Consider the following 17,860-nt stretch of genomic DNA (forward strand, 5'->3'; position numbering starts at 1 on the left):
CGCCGTTACCAAGGTCGACAAGTTGCGCAAGCTCGACGTGACGCCGCGCCTCGAAATCGTGTCGAAGTTTCTCGGATTGGACATCGATCAGATCGTGCCGTTCAGCGCCACCACCGGACTTGGCCGCGATGAGCTGGCGTCCGCGCTGATCGACCTGCTCGCGCTTCCCGACTGGAAGCTTCCGGAGTCGTCGGATGGACTCAACGACGACGAGCCGGAAGGACACCCCGTCGAACCGATTGAACCAGGGGCAACGTGATGCATGCCGCTAAACACACTGCGCTGGCCGTGCTGGCGAGCGTGCTCTGCGCCTGTGCTTCGACGTCCACCATCGTCGCGCAGGTGCCGCCCACGATGCCTCCTGCTGGGCAATCGGGCACGCAGGCTGACACGCTCGACCCGAACTGGATTCCGGCCGGCTTCGGCACGCTGCGACAGGACGACATCGCGCTGAAAGTGTCGCCGGCGAACGGGCTCCAGGTCCGCGCGATACCACTCGACGAGCGAATCATCCGACTCCTCTCGCCCGATTCGTACCGGTCGCTCCGCGAGCTCGTGACGAGCAAGGATCGAGAGCTGTTGGCCGTGAAGGAGCGGAACCGCCTGCCCAGTTATTCGATTTGGTATGTGAGCTTCTTCGCACAGGAGCAGGGCGAAACGCGCTTCTCACCGCAAGAGTTCATCATCAACAACACCGGGCGCGATTTCCGTCCGCTCGATATGCTGCCGATCACGCCAGGCTTCGGCGAGTACCGCCTGACACAGCGCGAAGTGCAATCCGCGCTGCTGATTTTCGACGGACAGGTCGATGTGAATCAGCCCCTGTCGGCGCTGATGGAAAGCACCCCCAGCGTGACCGACTGGAATCGCGTGATCCAGCGGATCGAGCGCGAACGCGCACTGGTGCGCTCGCGCGCGGCGTCCGCTCCCAAACCGCCGATCTGACCTGAGACGGCGTCAGGCCAGCGGTCACACCTCGGGAACGCGCAGCACGTCTTCCACTGCGCCAGCATCCCCGTCGCGCAGCAAGTGCACCGCGTAGCGCACCGCTTCGTGTTCGCGGGGCCAGGCGAGATACTTGATCGCCGCCGTCGGGGTGCGCCACACGCTGGAATCATGTTCGTCGCTCAGCATGACGACGCTGGCGTGCTCCACGACCGCGGCGAACACGACCGCCATCTGAATCGTGTTGCGCGGGGGAAGGTAGAACGGATTGACCGAGATGGCGTAGAGGCGCTGGACGACCAGGCCGGTCTCCTCGAACACTTCGCGACGAGCTGCCACAGCCGGAAGCTCACCCGGCTCGATGCTGCCATGCACGACCTCCCACGCGCCTGTACAACGGACGCCGGCCGCCCGGCGAAGGGTGAGCACCCGCCAGCGATCGCGGCGACCGTGCGGCGCCGGGGCGAGGACGACAACATCGACCACACCAGCCGCGATCTGGACGTCAGCCGCTGGCAGTGCGAGCCGGGCGAAACTCGAAGGGATCATAACCAATGCTACCCGGTCGCTTGCCCTGCAGCGAGCGCGGCGGCGAACTTCCCTCTGTGACTGCTCTCGCTGATTTCCGCGCTCGTGCCGCGCAGTGTCGTACCGCCGGTGGTGTTGTCCCCGTGTGGAGCGACTGCCTGCTCGATCTCTGCACGCCCGTCTCGGCCTTTGCCAAACTGCGCCGTGGCCCATTCGCCTTTCTGCTCGAGTCGGCCCCGGCCGGTGGTGAGTCGTGGGCGCGGTATACTTACCTCGGCACGGAACCGCGTGGCGCCTGGCGCTTGCGCGAAGGCGTCGTTGAGGATTGGGATGACGCGCACGGTTGGCATGGCGCACGCATGCCCGCCGATCCTATCGCCGATTTGCGCGACCTCGTACGCGACATGCGTCCGGTGCCGGCACCGGAGCTCGGAACGCTGTGGAGCGGCGCCATCGGATTCTTCGCGTATGACGTCGTGCGGCACATCGAAAAGCTCCCGCACGCACCACCACGGGCGTTGAGCTATCCCGACGCCTGCTTCGTGTTCACGAAGGCGCTGGTGGTCATCGACAACTGGCGCGGACAGGCTCGCGTGATCGTATCGGTGCCGGTGCCGGCCGGCGTGACCGACGAGGCGCTCGAGGCGCTACACGCCGAAGCGGTATACACCCTGGCCGACACCATCGGGCGCTTGCAGGGGCCGGACGTGCTGCCGCCACTCACGCTCAATGAGTCGGCACCGGCCGCCGTCGCGCAGTCGAACTACGCACGCGAGGATTTCATCCGCGACGTGGGGCGCATCAAGGAATACATCCTGTCCGGCGATGTCTTCCAGACATTGCTCGCCCGTCGCATGTCGGTGGCGCTCGACTTCGACACGACCACGCTGTATCGCTCGCTGCGTGCGCTCAATCCGTCGCCGTACATGTACCACCTCATGCTCGACGGCATGGAGCTCGTGGGCAGCTCGCCAGAGCTGTTGGTACGGGTGGCTGACGGTCGTCTCACGGTGCGTCCGATCGCCGGCACGCGTCCACGCGGGAAGACGGCCGAGGAAGACGCCGCACTGGCGGCCGAACTGCTGGCCGACGAGAAGGAACGGGCCGAGCACGTGATGCTGGTGGATCTTGGCCGCAACGATGTGGGTCGGCTCGCGCGCTATGGGACCGTGCGCGTGACCGACCTCATGACGGTCGAGCGCTACTCGCATGTGTTTCACATCGTGAGTCAGGTCGAAGGCGAACTGGCCGACGGATCGAGCGCGCTCGATGCCTTCCGTGCAGTGTTCCCCGCCGGCACGATGACCGGTGCTCCGAAGGTTCGCGCCATGGAGATCATCGACGAACTCGAGCCCGAACGCCGCGGCGCCTACGCCGGCGCCATCGGCTTTATCGGTGCCGGAGACACCCGCATGGATCTGGCGATCACGATCCGAACCTGCGTGATCGCCGACGGGGTGGCATCGGTACAAGCGGGCGCCGGCATCGTCCATGATTCGGTGGCGGAAAGCGAATGGGCCGAAACAGAGAACAAGGCCCGTGCGCTGCTCACCGCTATTGGCCGCGCTCGTGCGGCGTCGTAAGCGCGCATGACACTCGTGCTCGTCTCCACGTCGGGTGACCGGCGCTTCCCGCTCACGGGACGCACCAGCTTCGTAGCCGGGCGTGAGCTGTCGTGCACGCTACCGATTCTCGATCCGGCGGTGTCGCGCCGTCACGCCGACCTGCGCCTGACCGAGTCGGGCACGCTTGAAGTGCGGGATCTCGAGTCGCGCAACGGCACTTGGGTGAACGGCGCTCGCGTGCAGCGCGCCACGGTCGTACCCGGCGACACGTTGGCGTTCGGAACCGTCGCCTTCACGTTGCTGCATCAGGACGTCACCGGAGCGCGCCTCGCATCGCCCTCGGCGTCTCCCTTGTCATCGCCGCCGGGGTCGCCGTCCGCCTCGCCCACATCGCCGCTCGATGGTAGTGCGACGGTGTTGTTTGAACGCAGCGTGCCGTCACGCGAGCAGTCGCTGGCCGACGTGGCGCATATCACCGCCGGACATGCCCAAGCCACCGCGCGGCTCGCGCAGCTGGTCGGGATCGCGCAACACCTCGGTGGCCCAACCGATCTCGATGCGCTGCTGGAAGCACTCGCCGGCGACCTGTTTCGCAGCTTCGACGCCGACCGTGTCGCGATTCTCCTTCGAGATGCCGACGGCCTGCTGCAGACTCGGGTATCGCGCGATCGACGCGGCAACATTCCACGTCCCGTGCCGCGGGCAATCGCCAATGGTGTGGCCGAACGACAGGTTGCGCTACTCACCAACGACGCCGGATCCGATGCGCGCACGGCCGGGGCGTCGGTGTTGCAGCAGGCGGTGCAATCGGCGATGGCGGCTCCACTGATCGGGGAGCAACAGACAACGCTCGGTGTGCTATACGTGGACCATTTGCGCGAAACGGATGTGTTCACCGATGAGGATCTGGCGTTTCTGGTCGCCTTCGCCGGCATCGCCTCCGCGGCCGTGGAGCGCGAAGCCTCGACGGCACGATTGCAGCAGGCGGCCCGCGTACGTGCGAACTTTGAGCGCTACTTCGCGCCGCAGATTGCCCTGCGCATTGCCGACAGCACCGGCCGGGTGGCACCGGGCGGATCGCGCCAACACGTGGTGGTGCTGTTCAGCGATATCCGCGGCTTCACCACGATTGCCGAATCGCTGCCGCCCACCCAGATGGCCGATCAGTTGAACGAATACTTCGGTGCGATGGTCGATTGCGTGTTTCGGCACCAGGGCGCGCTCGACAAGTTCATCGGCGATGCGATCATGGCGTACTGGGGCGTCCCGGAAGCCGGAGAGCATGATGCCGCGCGTGCCGTGGCGGCAGCGCTCGACATGCAACACGCGCTGGAGTTCCTGAACGCGCGCTGGGCGTCCGAAGGACGGCCCGTCCTCAGTGTCGGCATTGGCATTCACACCGGCGACGCCTTCGTGGGCAACATCGGTTCGCCGCGTCGTCTCGAGTTCACGCTTATCGGCGACACCGTCAATGTCGCGAACCGGCTGTGCAGTTTGGCTGGCGGCGGAGAAATTCTCGTGAGCGACGCGGTGCGCACCGAACTTGCCGACCCCAACCTCTGCGCGCCGCGAACCGAGCTCGCCGTGGCACGACAGCATGGTGCGCCGCAGGACGTGTGGCAGGTGACGGCCTCCTGGACGGCCTCGTGATTGAAGCGACGCGTACCCGAGCCGTTGGTACCGCTGACGTCACCGGTATGCCAGTGGTGCTCGATGATCTGTCCGAGCTCGTGCGCGAGCACGATACGCTGTACGACTGGGCCGCGGAGCAACCGCAGCCACGCGCAATGCGCGGACGGGCGCCGGTGTATGTCGCCACGCTCCCCGCGTGCGGCATTCAAGTCGTGGTCCGACACGGTTGGCACGGCGGCGTTCTGGCGCCGCTCACCGCCGACCGCTTTCGACGCCCCACGCGCGCCCCCATAGAAATGGAGCGTTCGGCCGCGCTGCTCGCGGCCGGCATTCCGACCACCGAGGTGCTCGGCTTCGCGCGCTATCCGGCGTCGTTCGGGCTCTGTCATGTGGACGTCGTCACCCGCTATGTGGCCGACGCCGCCGATCTCGGCATGGTACTCGCCGGACTCGCGCCGTTTGTCGATTGCGAGACCGCGTTGTCGGCGACGCAGCGGCTGCTCATGCAGTTGGCCAGCCACGGTGTCATCCATCCCGATCTCAACGTCAAGAACATTCTGCTGCGCCCCGCGTCCGGCGGCGTCGAAGCGTTGATTATCGACGTCGATGTCGTGCGATGGGACGACAACCGCGCACCAAGCGCAACCATGCGGGCAAATGTTGCTCGCCTCACGCGGTCGGTGCGCAAATGGCGTGCGCACTTTGGGTGTGACGTGACCGACTCGAGAATCGCGGCGTTCAGCGATGCCGTGACCGCCGAACTGACGTCTGCTTCCGGCCCCCATGAACGCTAGCGTGATCGTGCCTGCCGCGCCCCCGTCCCTGCCGCCCTTCACTCTCGATCGCGTCGGTATCGTGATGATGAGCGCGGTCGGTGATGCCGTGCACGTCATGCCCATCATTCACGCGATCAAGGCGCATTCGCCGACGTCGCGAATCACGTGGGTGCTGCAGCCGGGACCGGCCACCCTGGTGCGCGGCCATCCACTGGTAGACGATATCGTGCTGTTCGATCGTTCGAAGGGATGGACGGCGTTTCTGCACACCCGTCGCGAGCTCGCCTCCCGCCGATTCGACGTCGTACTGGCGTTACAAGTGTATTTCAAGGCCGGCCTCATCACCAGCTTCACGCACGCGCCGTTGAAGCTTGGATTCGACCGCGCGCGCGCGCGCGACGCGAACTGGATGTTCACAACGCATCGCATTGCACCGCATGCCGGGCAGCATGTCCAGGACCAGTACTTCGAGTTCCTCGAGGCGCTCGGCGTCCCGCATGGCGTACCGCAATGGACGCTCGGACCGTGGAACGATGACGAGCGGCGCTGGCAGCGCGACTTTCACGCGCAGTTCGATCGTCCCATCGCGCCGATCGTCGTGGCCACCAGCAAAGTCGCGAAAGACTGGATGCCCGAGCGATGGGCGGCCGTCTGCCACCTGCTCTGGAACGACTTCGGCCTGCAGCCAGTGCTCGTTGGCGGACGCTCGCCGCGCGAAGTCGCCGCCGAGGCAGTCATCCTGCGCCATGCGCCGATGGCGCACTCGGCGTTGGGCAGTGGCCTGCGTCGGCTCGCGGCGATCCTCGACGGCGCGGCCGTGGCGCTCTCACCGGATACCGGCCCCCTTCATCTGGCGGTCGCGCTGCGCACGCCGGTCATTTCGCTGCTCGGATACACCAACCCCAAGCGCGTCGGACCGTACGACTTCTCCCGCGATCTGATGATCGACGCCTACGGCGATCCCGACGAAGACTATCCACTCGATACGACCTATCGCGAAGACCGCATGGAGCGCATTTCGGTGGATGACGTACGCGCGATGCTCACGCGCTGGCAGGAACGCTATCGGCGACCGTGAGCGGTCCAAACGCGTAGTGGAACCCCAGATCACGCAGCAGTCCGACCATGCGGCCAAGCGGCAGTCCCATCACCGCGAAGTAGTCACCATCGATGCGCTCTACATTGGTCGCGCCGAACCCCTGAATGCCATAGGCACCGGCTTTGTCCATCGGCTCGCCGGTGTCAACGTAGGCGGCGATCTGTGCCGCATCGAGCGGACGAAAAGTCACCGAGACCGACTCGACCCCGGACAGCGTCACGCCGCCATGCGCGACGGCCACGGCCGTGAATACCGTGTGCGTTCGTCCACTCAGGCGCGTGAGCATCGCGATGGCCTCCGACCGGTCGCCCGGCTTGCCCAGAATGTCACCGTCGATCACGACAATGGTATCCGAGCCGATGACGACCGCCTCGGGATGGCGGACCGCCAGCGCGTGCACCTTGTCCCGCGCGAGCCGCTCGCAATGCGGCACCGGTGCCTCGTCGGGATGCACCGATTCGTCCACGTCGGCGGGGTGCACGTCATGGGGAATTCCGATCAGCGCGAGCAGATCCCGGCGGCGCGGTGACTGGGAGGCGAGGATCACTCGGGGACGGGTTCCCGGAGCGGACAAGGCAAGAGCGGAGGTAGCCATGCGTGTAAGTTTAGACGACGACAATTCTCCTCGCATCCCACCCGCGCATGTCTGACGAACAGGCCCATTTCGAGACGCTCGCCATCCGCACGCAGGCGCCTATCTCCGCCGAGCGTGAGCACTCCGTACCGCTCTATCTGACGTCGAGCTTTCTATTCGACGACGCCGAGCATGCGCGCGCGCTGTTCACGGAGGAGGCGGCGGGCAACATCTACAGTCGCTACGCGAATCCGAACACCGACGAGTTCGTGCGCAAACTCTGCCTGCTCGAAGGCGGCGAAGACGGCATCGCCACATCGTCCGGGATGTCGGCCGTGTTCACGGCGATCGCGGCTCGCGTCTCTGCCGGCGACCACGTCCTGGCCTCGCGTGCGCTGTTCGGTTCGACGCACCAGATCTTCATGCGTATCCTGCCCAAGTGGGGCGTCTCCTGCGACTATGCCGACGCCTCCGATCCGGCGTCGTGGGAGCGACTGGTACGTCCGACCACGAAGGTGATCTTTGTCGAAACGCCGTCGAACCCCGGCTTGGAATTGCTCGATTTGCAGTGGCTTGGCGACTTCGCTGCCTCGCGCGGCATTCCGCTGGTGGTCGACAACTGTTTTGCCACGCCGTATCTGCAACGGCCGCTTGCTCTCGGGGCGAACGTCGTAATTCACTCGGCCACCAAGTACATCGACGGACAGGGACGCGCACTTGGCGGCGCAATCGTGGGTGACAGGTCGTACATCGCGGACTGCCGCTTCTTCGCACGGCACACCGGCCCGGCGATGAGTGCGTTCAACGCCTGGCTGCTGTCCAAGTCACTCGAGACGCTGGCCGTTCGCATGGATCGCCATTGTTCGAACGCGCTCGCACTCGCGCAGCACTTTGAGGGGCATCCGGCACTAACCGCGGTGCGCTATCCATTTTTGCCGTCACATCCACAACACGAGTTAGCCCGCGCACAGATGTCGCAGGGCGGCGGCATCGTGGTGTTGGAGGTGGAAGGAGGTCTCGAGGCGGGGCAGCGGTTTCTCGATGCCGTAGAGATGGTGTCGCACTCGGCAAATCTCGGCGACACCCGGACCATCGTGACGCACCCGGCCTCGACCACGCATTCGAAGCTAACCCCGGTCGAGCGCCACGCGGTCGGAATTTCCGATGGGATGATTCGGGTTAGCGTTGGCCTCGAGCACGTCGCCGACATCATTGCGGATCTGGAACAGGCGCTCGGGCGCGCGCGCGCAGCGTCATAACGCCATGCGTTGTGGCAAGCGGCAGGATGACACGCCGTGGCATGGCAAATGCTTCAGTAACACCGGCAGATGCCGCACCTGTGACAACGGTCACCGCGGTCGGTTCTCATGCCGCTCGTCGTCGGGCGGAGCGGCTTCTCGCTCAAGCCACATTGTGACGGGTCCATCATTTACCAGCTCCACGTCCATGGTGGCGCCGAATTCCCCTGTTTCGACAACCATCTCGTGCTGGCGCAAAAGCATCACGAATTGGTTATATAACGGAATAGCGATTTCCGGTCGGGCGGCGTCGATAAAGCTTGGACGCTTTCCCTTTCTGACGTCGGCGTATAGCGTGAACTGCGATACGACCAAGAGCATACCTGCGCACTGGGTAATATCGTGATTAAGTTTCCCGTCGGTGTCTGCGAACAGGCGAAGGCCAACGATCTTGTCGGCCATCCATCGGAGTTCCGCCTCGGTGTCCCTGTGCGTAAACCCCACCAAAAGCAGATAACCAGACCCGATGCGCCCGGAGACCCTCGATTCCACTTCGAGATCGTCCGAACGAACACGTACTTCGGCCCTGCTGACTCGCTGAAGTAAAATTCGCATAGCGCGAAAGTCTGGCATTGCACTCCGATTCTCGGAAGTGCAAAGGAAAAATGTCAATCATGACGACCGTGCAACCACGACTTGCCCTACACTTTGACCTGACGCCGCGTTCTTCGGCCACGGATGCTGACTCTGCTTTCCTCGCCGCTTGCGTTGCGTGGCTCGGGCTCGATCAGGGGCAGCAGTTAAGCTGGGAGACTCCATCCAATCACACGCTTGATGGTGGACGGATCCTTCGGTGGGCGCCATACCGCGAAGGCGGATCGGCGCTGGCTGACATTGTGGTGCACGCGCCCGATCCGCTCGATCGGTCGCTGCAGTGGTCCACGCACGTCACCTACGTGGTGACCACCAGTACGAGCGGAGCGTTGCACCGTCAGGTGAACCTCCGCGTCGGCACTGACGGAGGCCTCAGCAATGGCGCGCCTCCGCCGGTGCGACCGCCCCGGCTGCTCTCCGAGCTCGACACGCAGTTCACGCTCGTGTCCAACGACGGTCCGCTGCAGCGCGTGCCGACGCAGCTCGAGGCCGGGACGCTGGACGCCTTTGTGCGCTTCGTGCTCTGCGATCCGGCCCGTACGATGCCGGTGCTGCTCCTCACCGAACTGCCCGACGGCGGCTACGTGCTCCCACCCGAACAGTTCGCCGCGGAGATGTTCGGACTCGGCCTTTGTTTCATGCTGCGCCATTCCGACACCTTTGCCCTTTCCGACGCCGTGGGCGGACATGCGCGGAGTGTGTTCCTCGGTTCGGCGCGCGCCTACTTGCCCGGCTTCACGCTCGAGTCCGATCCGTTTCAGCATCCCTTGGTGCTGGCGCGCGCCTTGGCGCTCCCCGGCGAACGTCGCCGGCTGGTCCAGCGCTTGGCCGAAGTCTCGGTACAGCGTCCGTTCTCCGACCCGGCCATCGTGGATACGCTTCGCGATCAGCGGGCGTCCACGTATGGCAAGCGCCCAGATGCCGCGGAGGCGCTCGCCGCCGCCGAGTCGGGTGTGGAAATGGACAAGGGTCAGCTGATCTCGCTGGTCCGGCAGTACGAGGACGCGGTCCGCGCCGCCGAGGGTGAGCTTTCACGCACCCGCGAACGCCTGGTTGAGTCCCGTGAGCAGCTGGAGGCCGAGCGCGCGTCGGCCCGAGCGCTCCGTACGACGTTGGCCGCCCACAAGGAACGCCAACCGATTTCCAAGCCGGCCAGCGATGCCCCGCAGTCGGTGCTCGAAGCGGTTGAGCGCGCGCAGGCACTGTATTCCGATGCGCTCCGCCTGCTTCCATCGGCCTTCGCCGCGTCTCGCGAGTCGTCCTTCCCCGACCCCGATACGGCGTGGTCGTACCTGAAGGCCCTCGGCGAAGTAGGCCGTCGTCGCCAAGACCGCGCACTTGGTCGCCCATTGGGCGACGTCTTCACCGACCTCGGCGTGGATTTCTCGCCAGGACCGTCCGACGGCAGCCGTAAGACACCGTACATCTTCCGTGATGGCGAGCGCGAGATCGAATGCGCCGACCAGCTGCGCAAGGGCGCCAATCCGCTCACGTGTCTGCGCATCTACTTCACGTCGTCGGAAGACGGCGGCTTTGTCATCGGCCATGTCGGACGCCAGATCGAAGTGGCCGCGGCCACGCTGGCAACGGAGTCAGTTCCGACCTGAAGTCGATTGGTGAGGAAGGTGTAGTCGAAAACGGAAGTACCGCTTCGGACCGCTCAGCGACGGTGACCACCATCGCTGCCGGCGCCGAAGCGGTACTTCCGTTTGTCGTTTACACGTTGCTCACCCAGCAGCTTCCCGCGTGACAGCGCCCCGCGCCGAACAGCGCTTAAGGAGCCGTTTCGTGGAACACCACACTCGTCTCGTGCTGCAGGGCGCGACGCAGTGCCCACGCATCGGAGAAGAGCACGACCACATGTCCCTTGTGGTCGAACAGCTTGAGACGTCCCTGACCCGTGGCCACTCGCTCCACGTCGGCTTTCGGTCCCGTGATCCAGCGCGGCCAGCGATACGTCATCTTCTCGAACTTGCACGGCGCGGCGTACTCGTGCTCGAGACGGAACGCCATCACGTCGAACTGCAGCTGCCCCACGGCGCCCACAATGGGCTGTGAGCCGGCGGAGGTCTCGGCGAAGAACACCTGGGCCGCGCCCTCTTCCGTGAGCTGACGCAGGCCGCTGTCGAACTGCTTGCGCTTGAGTGGATCGGCGGGAATGGCGCGGGCGAAGTGCTCGGGGGGGAAGCGCGGAATGCCCTGAAATTCGAGCTTCCCGTCGCCACCCAGCGTGTCGCCGATGCGAAGGTTACCACGATCCATGATGCCGATCACGTCACCGGGCCACGCCTCTTCGATGCTGACGCGATCGCGCGCCATGAACTGCTGCGGCGCGGCCAGCCGGATCGGCTTTCCGCTGCGCTGATGCAGCACCTGCATGTTCGCGACGAAGTGTCCGGACACGATGCGCACGAACGCCACGCGGTCGCGATGCTTCGGATCCATGTTCGCCTGGATCTTGAACACGAAGCCCGTGAACTCGGTGCTCTCTGGCGCCACGTTGCCGGTGTTCGTTTCGCGCGGTCCCGGCGCCGGCGCCAGCTCGAGAAACTCGCGGAGAAACGGCTCGATACCGAAGTTCGTGAGCGCGGAGCCGAAGAAGACCGGCGTGAGCGAACCGGCGATCACGCGGTCGTGATCGTACGTGTGACCGGCGGCATCGAGCAGCGCGATATCGGTCATGAGCCGATCGAACGCGCTTTCGCCCATCGTCTCGATGAGCGCCCCGTCGTCGATGCTCACGATCGTGTCGTCGGCCCGCGTGGCGCCGCGATCACCGCTGCGCTCGAACAGGTGCACTTCGCGCTTCAGACGATCGTACACCCCGACGAAGACGTCGTTGTCGAATACCGGCCATGTCGCCGCGAAACAGTCGATGCCGAGATCCGATTCGACATCCTGAATGAGCTTGAGCGGATCTTCGCCGTGCCGATCGCACTTGTTCACCAGGGTGAAGATCGGGGTGCGACGCCGCTTGCAGACGTCGAACAGCTGCCGCGTGCGCTCTTCGACGCCGCGACGGTTGTCGAGCAGCATGATCGCGCAGTCGGCCGCGACCAAAGTGCGATACGTATCTTCGGAGAAGTCTTCGTGCCCAGGCGTATCGAGCAGATTGAGCTGATACCCCAGGTACTCGAACTGCAGCACGGAGCTGGTCACCGAAATGCCGCGCTCCTGCTCCAGCTTCATCCAGTCGGACGTGGCATGCCGTGTGGCACGCCGCGCCTTTACCGAGCCTGCCAGGTGGATGGCACCACCGTACAGGAGCAGTTTCTCGGTGAGCGTGGTCTTACCGGCGTCGGGGTGCGAAATGATCGCAAAAGTCCGGCGACGGGAGATTTCGTGCGCGAGGCGTTCAGCGGCAACATCAGGAGAGACAGCGTCAGTCATCCCGAAAGCTAAGCGCCCCGGACGGGTATTCGAAACGGCACCGCGGCTGGCTACTCCACCGTCACCGACTTGGCGAGGTTTCGCGGCTGGTCTACGTTGCAGCCGCGCTTGACCGCGATGTAGTAGGCCAGCAACTGCAGCGGTACGCTCGCCAGGATGGGCGTGAGCAGGTCTACCGTTTCCGGGATCCGGAACTCGTAATCGAGCTTCCCGGCCAACGCCGGCTCTTCGCGCGTGGTGATCGCGATAATTTTGCCCTTGCGTGCCTTTACCTCCTGAATATTCGACGTGATCTTGTCGAATACGGCGTCGTGCGGGGCAATGCAGACCACGGGCATCATCTCGTCGATGAGCGCGATGGGGCCGTGCTTCATCTCGGCCGCCGGATACCCTTCGGCGTGGATGTACGAGATTTCTTTGAGCTTGAGCGCGCCTTCGAGCGCCGCCGGGAAATTGTAGCCGCGTCCGAGGTACAGGAAATTGGTCGCCCGCTTGAACTCTTCGGCGAGGTTCTCGATTTCCTCGGCACGATCGAGAATGGACTGGATCTGCGCCGGCAGGTCCGCCAGCGCCTGCGCGATTTCGCGACCGCGCGCCACGCTCAGATTCTTCAAGCGCGCGAGCTTGAGCGTGAACAGCGCCAGCGCGACCACCTGACTCGTGAACGCCTTGGTCGAGGCCACGCCGATTTCAGGACCGGCGTGCAGGTAAATGCCGCCGTCGTCTTCGCGCGCGATCGTGGAACCGACCACGTTCACCAGTCCAAGCGTCCGCGCACCACGTCGCTTCGCTTCGCGCATGGCAGCGAGCGTATCCGCCGTTTCGCCCGACTGCGAGATCACGATGCAGAGCGTTGTCGGCGTGACAATCGGATTGCGATAGCGAAACTCCGATGCGTACTCGACTTCGACGGGGATACGGCACAACTCTTCGATCATCATTTCGCCGATCAGTGCCGAGTGCCAACTCGTACCACAGGCGGTGATGATGATGTTGTCGACCTTGAGCAGGTCCTCCTTCGAAATGTTCAGACCACCGAGCTTCGAGAAGCCTTCTTCGAGGATGAGACGGCCGCGCATGGTGTTTTCCACCGTCGTCGGCTGTTCGAAGATTTCCTTCAGCATGAAGTGCGGATACCCGCCGCGCTCGATCTGCTGCAGATCCCAGTCGATACGCGTGACCGGCTTGTCGCGGATCGCCGAATCGAGGTCGAGCACTTTGTAGCCATCGCGCGTGATGACGGCGATGTCACCGTCATCCAGATACACCACGTTGCGCGTATGGGCGAGAATCGCCGACGCGTCGGAGGCCACGAAGTACTCGCCCTCGCCCACACCGATCAGCAGTGGACTGCCTTTCCGTGCGGCCACGATCTTGTCCTTTTCGTCACTCGTGATCGCCGCCAAGCCGTAGGTGCCATCGCACTGACGCAACGCTTCAATCACGGCTGCTTCGAGGTTGCCGGCATACGCCACCTCGATGAGGTGGGCGAGCACTTCGGTATCGGTATCCGACTTGAACACGTAGCCGCGCGCTTCCAGTCCGGCCTTGAGCGCGGTGGCGTTCTCGATGATGCCGTTGTGTACCACCGCGATCTTGCCGTTCTGGCTCGCGTGCGGGTGCGCGTTGATTTCTGTCGGCGGCCCATGCGTCGCCCAACGGGTATGCGCGATACCCAACGTGCCCAGGGGCGGATCGTTGGCGATTACCGCTTCGAGCCGAGAGATCTTGCCCGCCGCCCGGCGCGTTTCCACACCTTTGCCGTTCATAATGGCGACGCCCGCCGAGTCATACCCACGATACTCGAGGCGCTTGAGCCCTTCGAGCAGCATGGGAGTCGCGATCCGATCACCAACGTAACCGACGATTCCGCACATGGTCGTTCGAGGTCTAGAGTGATCCGAGAGCTGACAGCGGCTCCCGGGCCTGCATGATCAACGTGCGCGCGTCCTGCTCGGACGGTCCTTCGGCAATCACGCGGACGATCGGTTCGGTCCCCGACGGGCGCAGGTGTACCCAGCGGTCGGGCCAATCGAGCCGGAGTCCATCCTGCGTATCGGCCGCCGCGTCTGGAAACGCGGCGCGCAGTGCCACATACACGGCATCGAGCGGCGCATCCGGACGATCCAGCTTGTCTTTCACGATTACATACCGCGGCCGCTCGGCGATTACCGCCGACAGCGGCCGAGCTTCCTCCAGCATCAATTGCAACAACAGCGCCGCGCCCACTGGGGCGTCCCGCCCGAGATGCAATTCCGGAAGGATGACCCCACCGTTCCCCTCTCCGCCAATCGTGGCACCCAGATCGCGCATGGCCATCGCCACGTTCACCTCGCCCACCTTGGCGAAGTGAAACGGCACACCGGCGTCGCGGGCCACGTCAGCAACCACCTTGCTCGTGGACAGGTTCGTCACCACCGGCCCCGGCCGATGCCGTAGCACCGTACGGGCGGCCAGCGCGAGCGTATAATCCTCACCCGGCGCAATCCCGTTCTCGAGCACGAGCGCCAAGCGGTCCACGTCGGGATCGGTCGCAAAACCGATGTCGGCGTCGGTCGCCTTCACCAATGCCGCCAACTCCCCGAGATTCTCGGCGACCGGCTCCGGTGGACGATGAAACTGGCCGTCGGCTTCCATGTTGATGGCGTACACCTCACAGCCCAGCTCGGTAAGCAGCTGCGGCATGATCACACCACCGGCACCGCGGCAGCAGTCGAGCGCGACACGGAATCGACGGGCGCGAATGCCTGCCACGTCGAGGTACGGGAGCGCCAGCACCTGATCAATGTGACGCTGCACGGCGTCCGTGTCGTGCACAATCTCGCCGAGGGCGTCCCACGTTGCCCGCGGAATGCCGCGGTCCATCAAGGCGCGCATTTCGGCGCCCTCGTCGGCCGACAGGAAAAGTCCCGACGGACCGATGAACTTGAGCGCGTTCCACTCGATCGGATTGTGGCTGGCCGTGATGCCGAGACCGCCCGCCGCGTGATGGTGTTCGACCGCCAGCTGGATGGTGGGGGTGGGGGCCATGCCGATGTCGATCACGGTGCAGCCAACCGACTCCAGTGCACCGTGCACGATGCGCGTGAACATCGGTCCGGAGACGCGGCTGTCACGCCCCACGACGATCGTGCGTCCGCCCTGTCGTGCGGCCCACGCGCCGAAGGCCGCGGCGAAGGTCGCCACCACTTCCGGGGTCAAGCCATAACCGACACGTCCGCGCACGCCGGACACACTCACCATCAGCCCATCGAATGCCATCTCGCTCCTCGGTACATCGGCGACGTTTCGGAGAATTCTACAAGCTAGACGACAAGCTCCCTCCGGCCAACTCGCGCATGAGCGTGAATTCATTCGCCTGAATCGGAGCGTCGCTTCCAGACGATCCAGTACGCACTCCCGTTACGGCGGTGGCACCTATCCGGACAGTGCACTAGTCTCTTCGAGCATGACCGATCCGCTTGCCTTGCTCCCGCTTGCCATCGCCGCCGGCGGGGGCCGCGTTGGCCCCTTCGACGCGTCGCAGCTCGTTGCCGCGGGGCTGACGCTGCTGCAACGATCCGCCCCCCTGGTTCGCGCGCTGGCCGGTCGGCGATCGGCGATCCTGCTGCCCAGCGGCCCCGCCTTTCTCGTCGCTCTCGCCGCCTCGGAGGGACGCGGTGCGCTCCTGCTTGATGGCACGTCGCCGCCCGCGCTGATCGCCTGGCAACTCGCCGATGCCGATGTAGGGGCCGTGTTCACCACCGAGGCGCTGGTGCCGCGGCTCCCCAGCGATACGCCGGTGGTGCTACTCGACGACGCCCCGCGTGTCGCTCGCGTGATCGTACCGGATCGCATCATGAACATCGATTTGGGATCGCACCACGGGCTATCGCTGGAGGGTGATACCGCGACGCGGGGACGTGACGAGGAGTGCATCGCCGCGTACATGCCGTCGGGCGACCGTCAGGTGTGGTCGCACCGCGTGCTGATTGCCGCCGGTCGTGCCGCGGTCGCGGAGCTGTTACTCACGCCAGTGGATCACGTGTTGTCGCTGCTGCCGTGCCGCGATTCGGAGGCGGTCGCCGTTTGCCTGGCGGCGCCACTCTTCGCCGGCGCCCGCGTGACGATGCGGTCGCCAATCAGCGTGGCCGACGTGCGCCACGCGGTCGACCATGACGACGTCACTATGATCGCCGCGCGATGGCGCACCGAGACAGGCATTCGCGTCACGGCGTTCAGCGTCGCGAACGCCGTGCAGCAGCTGCGCGACGGCAACCTGATACTCACCGACGCCTAGGCAAAGGTCGCGACGCGATAGACGTCAGGCGACGATCTGCATCCGAATCTGCCGCTGCACGCTGCGATCGGGACGCGGGATAGCGCCGTTGGTAAAGGCCCGCTCGAACGCGGCCACGCAGGCGGGATCGAACTGTGAGCCGGCACAACGACGCAGTTCGGCCACCGCATCATCGACATGCATGCCGTCGCGATACGGACGGCCGCTGGTCATCGCGTCGAACGAGTCGGCGACGGCCGTAATGCGCGCTTCGAGCGGAATCTCGTCGCCGCGCAACGTGTCGGGCGTTCCGTGACCGTCGAATCGCTCGTGGTGTGAGCGCACGACCGCCAGCGCGTGCGGCATCTCGCGCAACAGTGGCGCCAACAGGCGCCAACCGATGACCGGATGCTCCATGACGTGGGCATATTCGATATCCGTGAGCGGACCAGCCTTGTTCAGCACCGACTCCCGCACGCCGATTTTGCCGATGTCGTGCAAGCGGCTGCCCAGTTCGAGCTCGTGGAGCAGCGACGGCGCAACATGCAATTCGCGGGCAATCGCCATGGTGTAGCGACTCACGCGAGTGGAGTGTCCCCACGTGTACGAATCCTTCACTTCGAGGGCCTCGGCCAGTGACTGCAACGCGGCCAGGAACAGCTCCTCATACTTGCGCGCCTGCAACGCCACGCGCGCCTCGAGATCCGAACGATATGCGTGGTTCTCGATCAGCAGCCGGCGCTTCTCCAGCGCCTGCACGACGCGGGCCCGCAACTCTTCGATGGCAAACGGCTTGGTGAGATAGTCGAGCGCGCCGGCGTCGAGACAGCGTACCGCCAAGTCGACATCCGACACGGCCGTCAGCATGACGACGGCGGTGTCTGGCCAGCGTGAGCGAATCGCCGTCAACAGCTGTGCGCCATCCATCCCGGGCATATGAAAGTCCGAGAGCACCAGCGGCGACGGCGTCGCGGCCTGCACGACGAGCGCGGCCGCCCCACAGTCGGCTTCAAGGCACTCGAACCCTTCGGCCTGCATCACGCGGCGGACCACCGTGCGCATCGACGTTTCGTCGTCGACGATCAGGCAACGGCGCGGCGCGCCGGCGAGCGCACTGGCGAAACGCATCAGGCCGCCGACTGTGGATCGCGCGGCAGCGTGGGCCACACGACGGCCTTGGGCTGCGATACGGTGGGACGAG

Annotated in this window: 15 protein-coding genes and 1 pseudogene; 9 read left to right on the plus strand and 7 right to left on the minus strand. The window is 65.0% G+C overall.

Features of this window, described 5'->3' with window-relative positions:
* Both ACLL97_RS15540 and ACLL97_RS15545 read left to right on the plus strand, forming a co-directional pair.
* Positions 1–259: pseudogene (locus ACLL97_RS15540) on the plus strand (hypothetical protein); the annotation flags it as partial.
* Complete coding sequence (locus ACLL97_RS15545; RefSeq protein ID WP_411281390.1) at positions 256–945, plus strand: hypothetical protein; 690 nt, start codon at positions 256–258, stop codon at positions 943–945. The pseudogene ACLL97_RS15540 and the gene ACLL97_RS15545, both read left to right, overlap by 4 nt.
* Before the next feature lie 24 nt (positions 946–969).
* On the opposite strand, the gene ACLL97_RS15550 is transcribed toward ACLL97_RS15545, so the two are convergent.
* A complete protein-coding gene (locus ACLL97_RS15550; protein ID WP_411281391.1) occupies positions 970–1,494 on the minus strand; it encodes an NUDIX domain-containing protein in 525 nt (174 codons plus the stop codon).
* Positions 1,495–1,550: 56 nt separating this feature from the next.
* Here ACLL97_RS15550 and ACLL97_RS15555 point away from each other — a divergent pair, with 56 nt between their 5' ends.
* Genes ACLL97_RS15555 through ACLL97_RS15570 form a run of 4 tightly spaced genes read left to right on the plus strand, consistent with a single transcriptional unit; the run spans position 1,551 to position 6,524 of the window.
* Positions 1,551–3,056: an anthranilate synthase component I family protein gene (locus tag ACLL97_RS15555; RefSeq protein WP_411281392.1), complete on the plus strand. Its 1,506-nt coding sequence runs from the start codon at positions 1,551–1,553 to the stop codon at positions 3,054–3,056.
* 6 nt (positions 3,057–3,062) lie between these two features.
* A complete protein-coding gene (locus tag ACLL97_RS15560) occupies positions 3,063–4,688 on the plus strand; it encodes an adenylate/guanylate cyclase domain-containing protein (protein ID WP_411281393.1) in 1,626 nt (541 codons plus the stop codon).
* The gene (locus ACLL97_RS15565; protein WP_411281394.1) at positions 4,685–5,464 is read left to right on the plus strand and encodes a lipopolysaccharide kinase InaA family protein; all 780 of its coding nucleotides are present in this window, start codon (positions 4,685–4,687) and stop codon (positions 5,462–5,464) included. The genes ACLL97_RS15560 and ACLL97_RS15565 overlap by 4 nt, the downstream gene beginning before the upstream one ends.
* A 1-nt stretch (position 5,465) precedes the next feature.
* Complete coding sequence (locus ACLL97_RS15570) at positions 5,466–6,524, plus strand: glycosyltransferase family 9 protein (RefSeq protein WP_411281395.1); 1,059 nt, start codon at positions 5,466–5,468, stop codon at positions 6,522–6,524.
* On the opposite strand, the gene ACLL97_RS15575 is transcribed toward ACLL97_RS15570, so the two are convergent.
* On the minus strand, positions 6,490–7,140 hold the full coding sequence (locus ACLL97_RS15575; RefSeq protein ID WP_411281396.1) for a Maf family protein: 651 nt from the start codon (positions 7,138–7,140) through the stop codon (positions 6,490–6,492). The genes ACLL97_RS15570 and ACLL97_RS15575 overlap by 35 nt on opposite strands.
* A gap of 47 nt (positions 7,141–7,187) precedes the next feature.
* Here ACLL97_RS15575 and ACLL97_RS15580 point away from each other — a divergent pair, with 47 nt between their 5' ends.
* On the plus strand, positions 7,188–8,378 hold the full coding sequence (locus ACLL97_RS15580; RefSeq protein ID WP_411281397.1) for a trans-sulfuration enzyme family protein: 1,191 nt from the start codon (positions 7,188–7,190) through the stop codon (positions 8,376–8,378).
* Between the two features lie 90 nt (positions 8,379–8,468).
* Here the strand turns inward: ACLL97_RS15580 and dtd are convergent, their stop codons facing one another.
* Positions 8,469–8,972, minus strand: a complete 504-nt coding sequence (gene dtd, locus ACLL97_RS15585) for a D-aminoacyl-tRNA deacylase (RefSeq protein ID WP_411281398.1) — start codon at positions 8,970–8,972, stop codon at positions 8,469–8,471.
* A 59-nt stretch (positions 8,973–9,031) separates the two neighbouring features.
* On the opposite strand from dtd, the gene ACLL97_RS15590 reads away from it, so the two are divergent.
* Positions 9,032–10,618, plus strand: a complete 1,587-nt coding sequence (locus ACLL97_RS15590) for a hypothetical protein (protein WP_411281399.1) — start codon at positions 9,032–9,034, stop codon at positions 10,616–10,618.
* A 166-nt stretch (positions 10,619–10,784) separates the two neighbouring features.
* Here the strand turns inward: ACLL97_RS15590 and ACLL97_RS15595 are convergent, their stop codons facing one another.
* The 3 genes from ACLL97_RS15595 to glmM are packed head-to-tail and all read right to left on the minus strand — an operon-like array spanning position 10,785 to position 15,662.
* Positions 10,785–12,401, minus strand: a complete 1,617-nt coding sequence (locus ACLL97_RS15595) for a peptide chain release factor 3 (RefSeq protein WP_411281400.1) — start codon at positions 12,399–12,401, stop codon at positions 10,785–10,787.
* A gap of 50 nt (positions 12,402–12,451) precedes the next feature.
* Entirely contained in the window at positions 12,452–14,278 is a 1,827-nt protein-coding gene (gene glmS, locus ACLL97_RS15600) for a glutamine--fructose-6-phosphate transaminase (isomerizing) (protein WP_411281401.1), read from the minus strand.
* 13 nt (positions 14,279–14,291) lie between these two features.
* A complete protein-coding gene (gene glmM, locus ACLL97_RS15605) occupies positions 14,292–15,662 on the minus strand; it encodes a phosphoglucosamine mutase (RefSeq protein WP_411281402.1) in 1,371 nt (456 codons plus the stop codon).
* Between the two features lie 187 nt (positions 15,663–15,849).
* On the opposite strand from glmM, the gene ACLL97_RS15610 reads away from it, so the two are divergent.
* Positions 15,850–16,680 carry a hypothetical protein gene (locus tag ACLL97_RS15610; RefSeq protein ID WP_411281403.1) on the plus strand — a complete coding sequence of 277 codons (831 nt, stop codon included), beginning with the start codon at positions 15,850–15,852 and terminating at the stop codon, positions 16,678–16,680.
* 24 nt (positions 16,681–16,704) lie between these two features.
* Here ACLL97_RS15610 and ACLL97_RS15615 read toward each other — a convergent pair whose 3' ends face one another.
* Entirely contained in the window at positions 16,705–17,787 is a 1,083-nt protein-coding gene (locus ACLL97_RS15615; protein ID WP_411281404.1) for an HD-GYP domain-containing protein, read from the minus strand.
* Positions 17,788–17,860 lie beyond the last annotated feature (73 nt).

It is taken from the genome of Gemmatimonas sp. (assembly GCF_046594945.1).
GTDB lineage: Bacteria > Gemmatimonadota > Gemmatimonadetes > Gemmatimonadales > Gemmatimonadaceae > Gemmatimonas.

What these genes read in the sequence shown, in the direction of transcription:
- ACLL97_RS15550 (WP_411281391.1), bottom strand. Translation starts at nt 1,494, where the DNA reads ATGATCCCTTCGAGTTTCGCCCGGCTCGCACTGCCAGCGGCTGACGTC.
- ACLL97_RS15560 (WP_411281393.1), top strand. Translation starts at nt 3,063, where the DNA reads ATGACACTCGTGCTCGTCTCCACGTCGGGTGACCGGCGCTTCCCGCTC.
- ACLL97_RS15575 (WP_411281396.1), bottom strand. Translation starts at nt 7,140, where the DNA reads ATGGCTACCTCCGCTCTTGCCTTGTCCGCTCCGGGAACCCGTCCCCGA.
- ACLL97_RS15580 (WP_411281397.1), top strand. Translation starts at nt 7,188, where the DNA reads ATGTCTGACGAACAGGCCCATTTCGAGACGCTCGCCATCCGCACGCAG.
- dtd (WP_411281398.1), bottom strand. Translation starts at nt 8,972, where the DNA reads ATGCGAATTTTACTTCAGCGAGTCAGCAGGGCCGAAGTACGTGTTCGT.
- ACLL97_RS15590 (WP_411281399.1), top strand. Translation starts at nt 9,032, where the DNA reads ATGACGACCGTGCAACCACGACTTGCCCTACACTTTGACCTGACGCCG.
- ACLL97_RS15595 (WP_411281400.1), bottom strand. Translation starts at nt 12,401, where the DNA reads ATGACTGACGCTGTCTCTCCTGATGTTGCCGCTGAACGCCTCGCGCAC.
- glmS (WP_411281401.1), bottom strand. Translation starts at nt 14,278, where the DNA reads ATGTGCGGAATCGTCGGTTACGTTGGTGATCGGATCGCGACTCCCATG.
- glmM (WP_411281402.1), bottom strand. Translation starts at nt 15,662, where the DNA reads ATGGCATTCGATGGGCTGATGGTGAGTGTGTCCGGCGTGCGCGGACGT.
- ACLL97_RS15610 (WP_411281403.1), top strand. Translation starts at nt 15,850, where the DNA reads ATGACCGATCCGCTTGCCTTGCTCCCGCTTGCCATCGCCGCCGGCGGG.
- ACLL97_RS15615 (WP_411281404.1), bottom strand. Translation starts at nt 17,787, where the DNA reads ATGCGTTTCGCCAGTGCGCTCGCCGGCGCGCCGCGCCGTTGCCTGATC.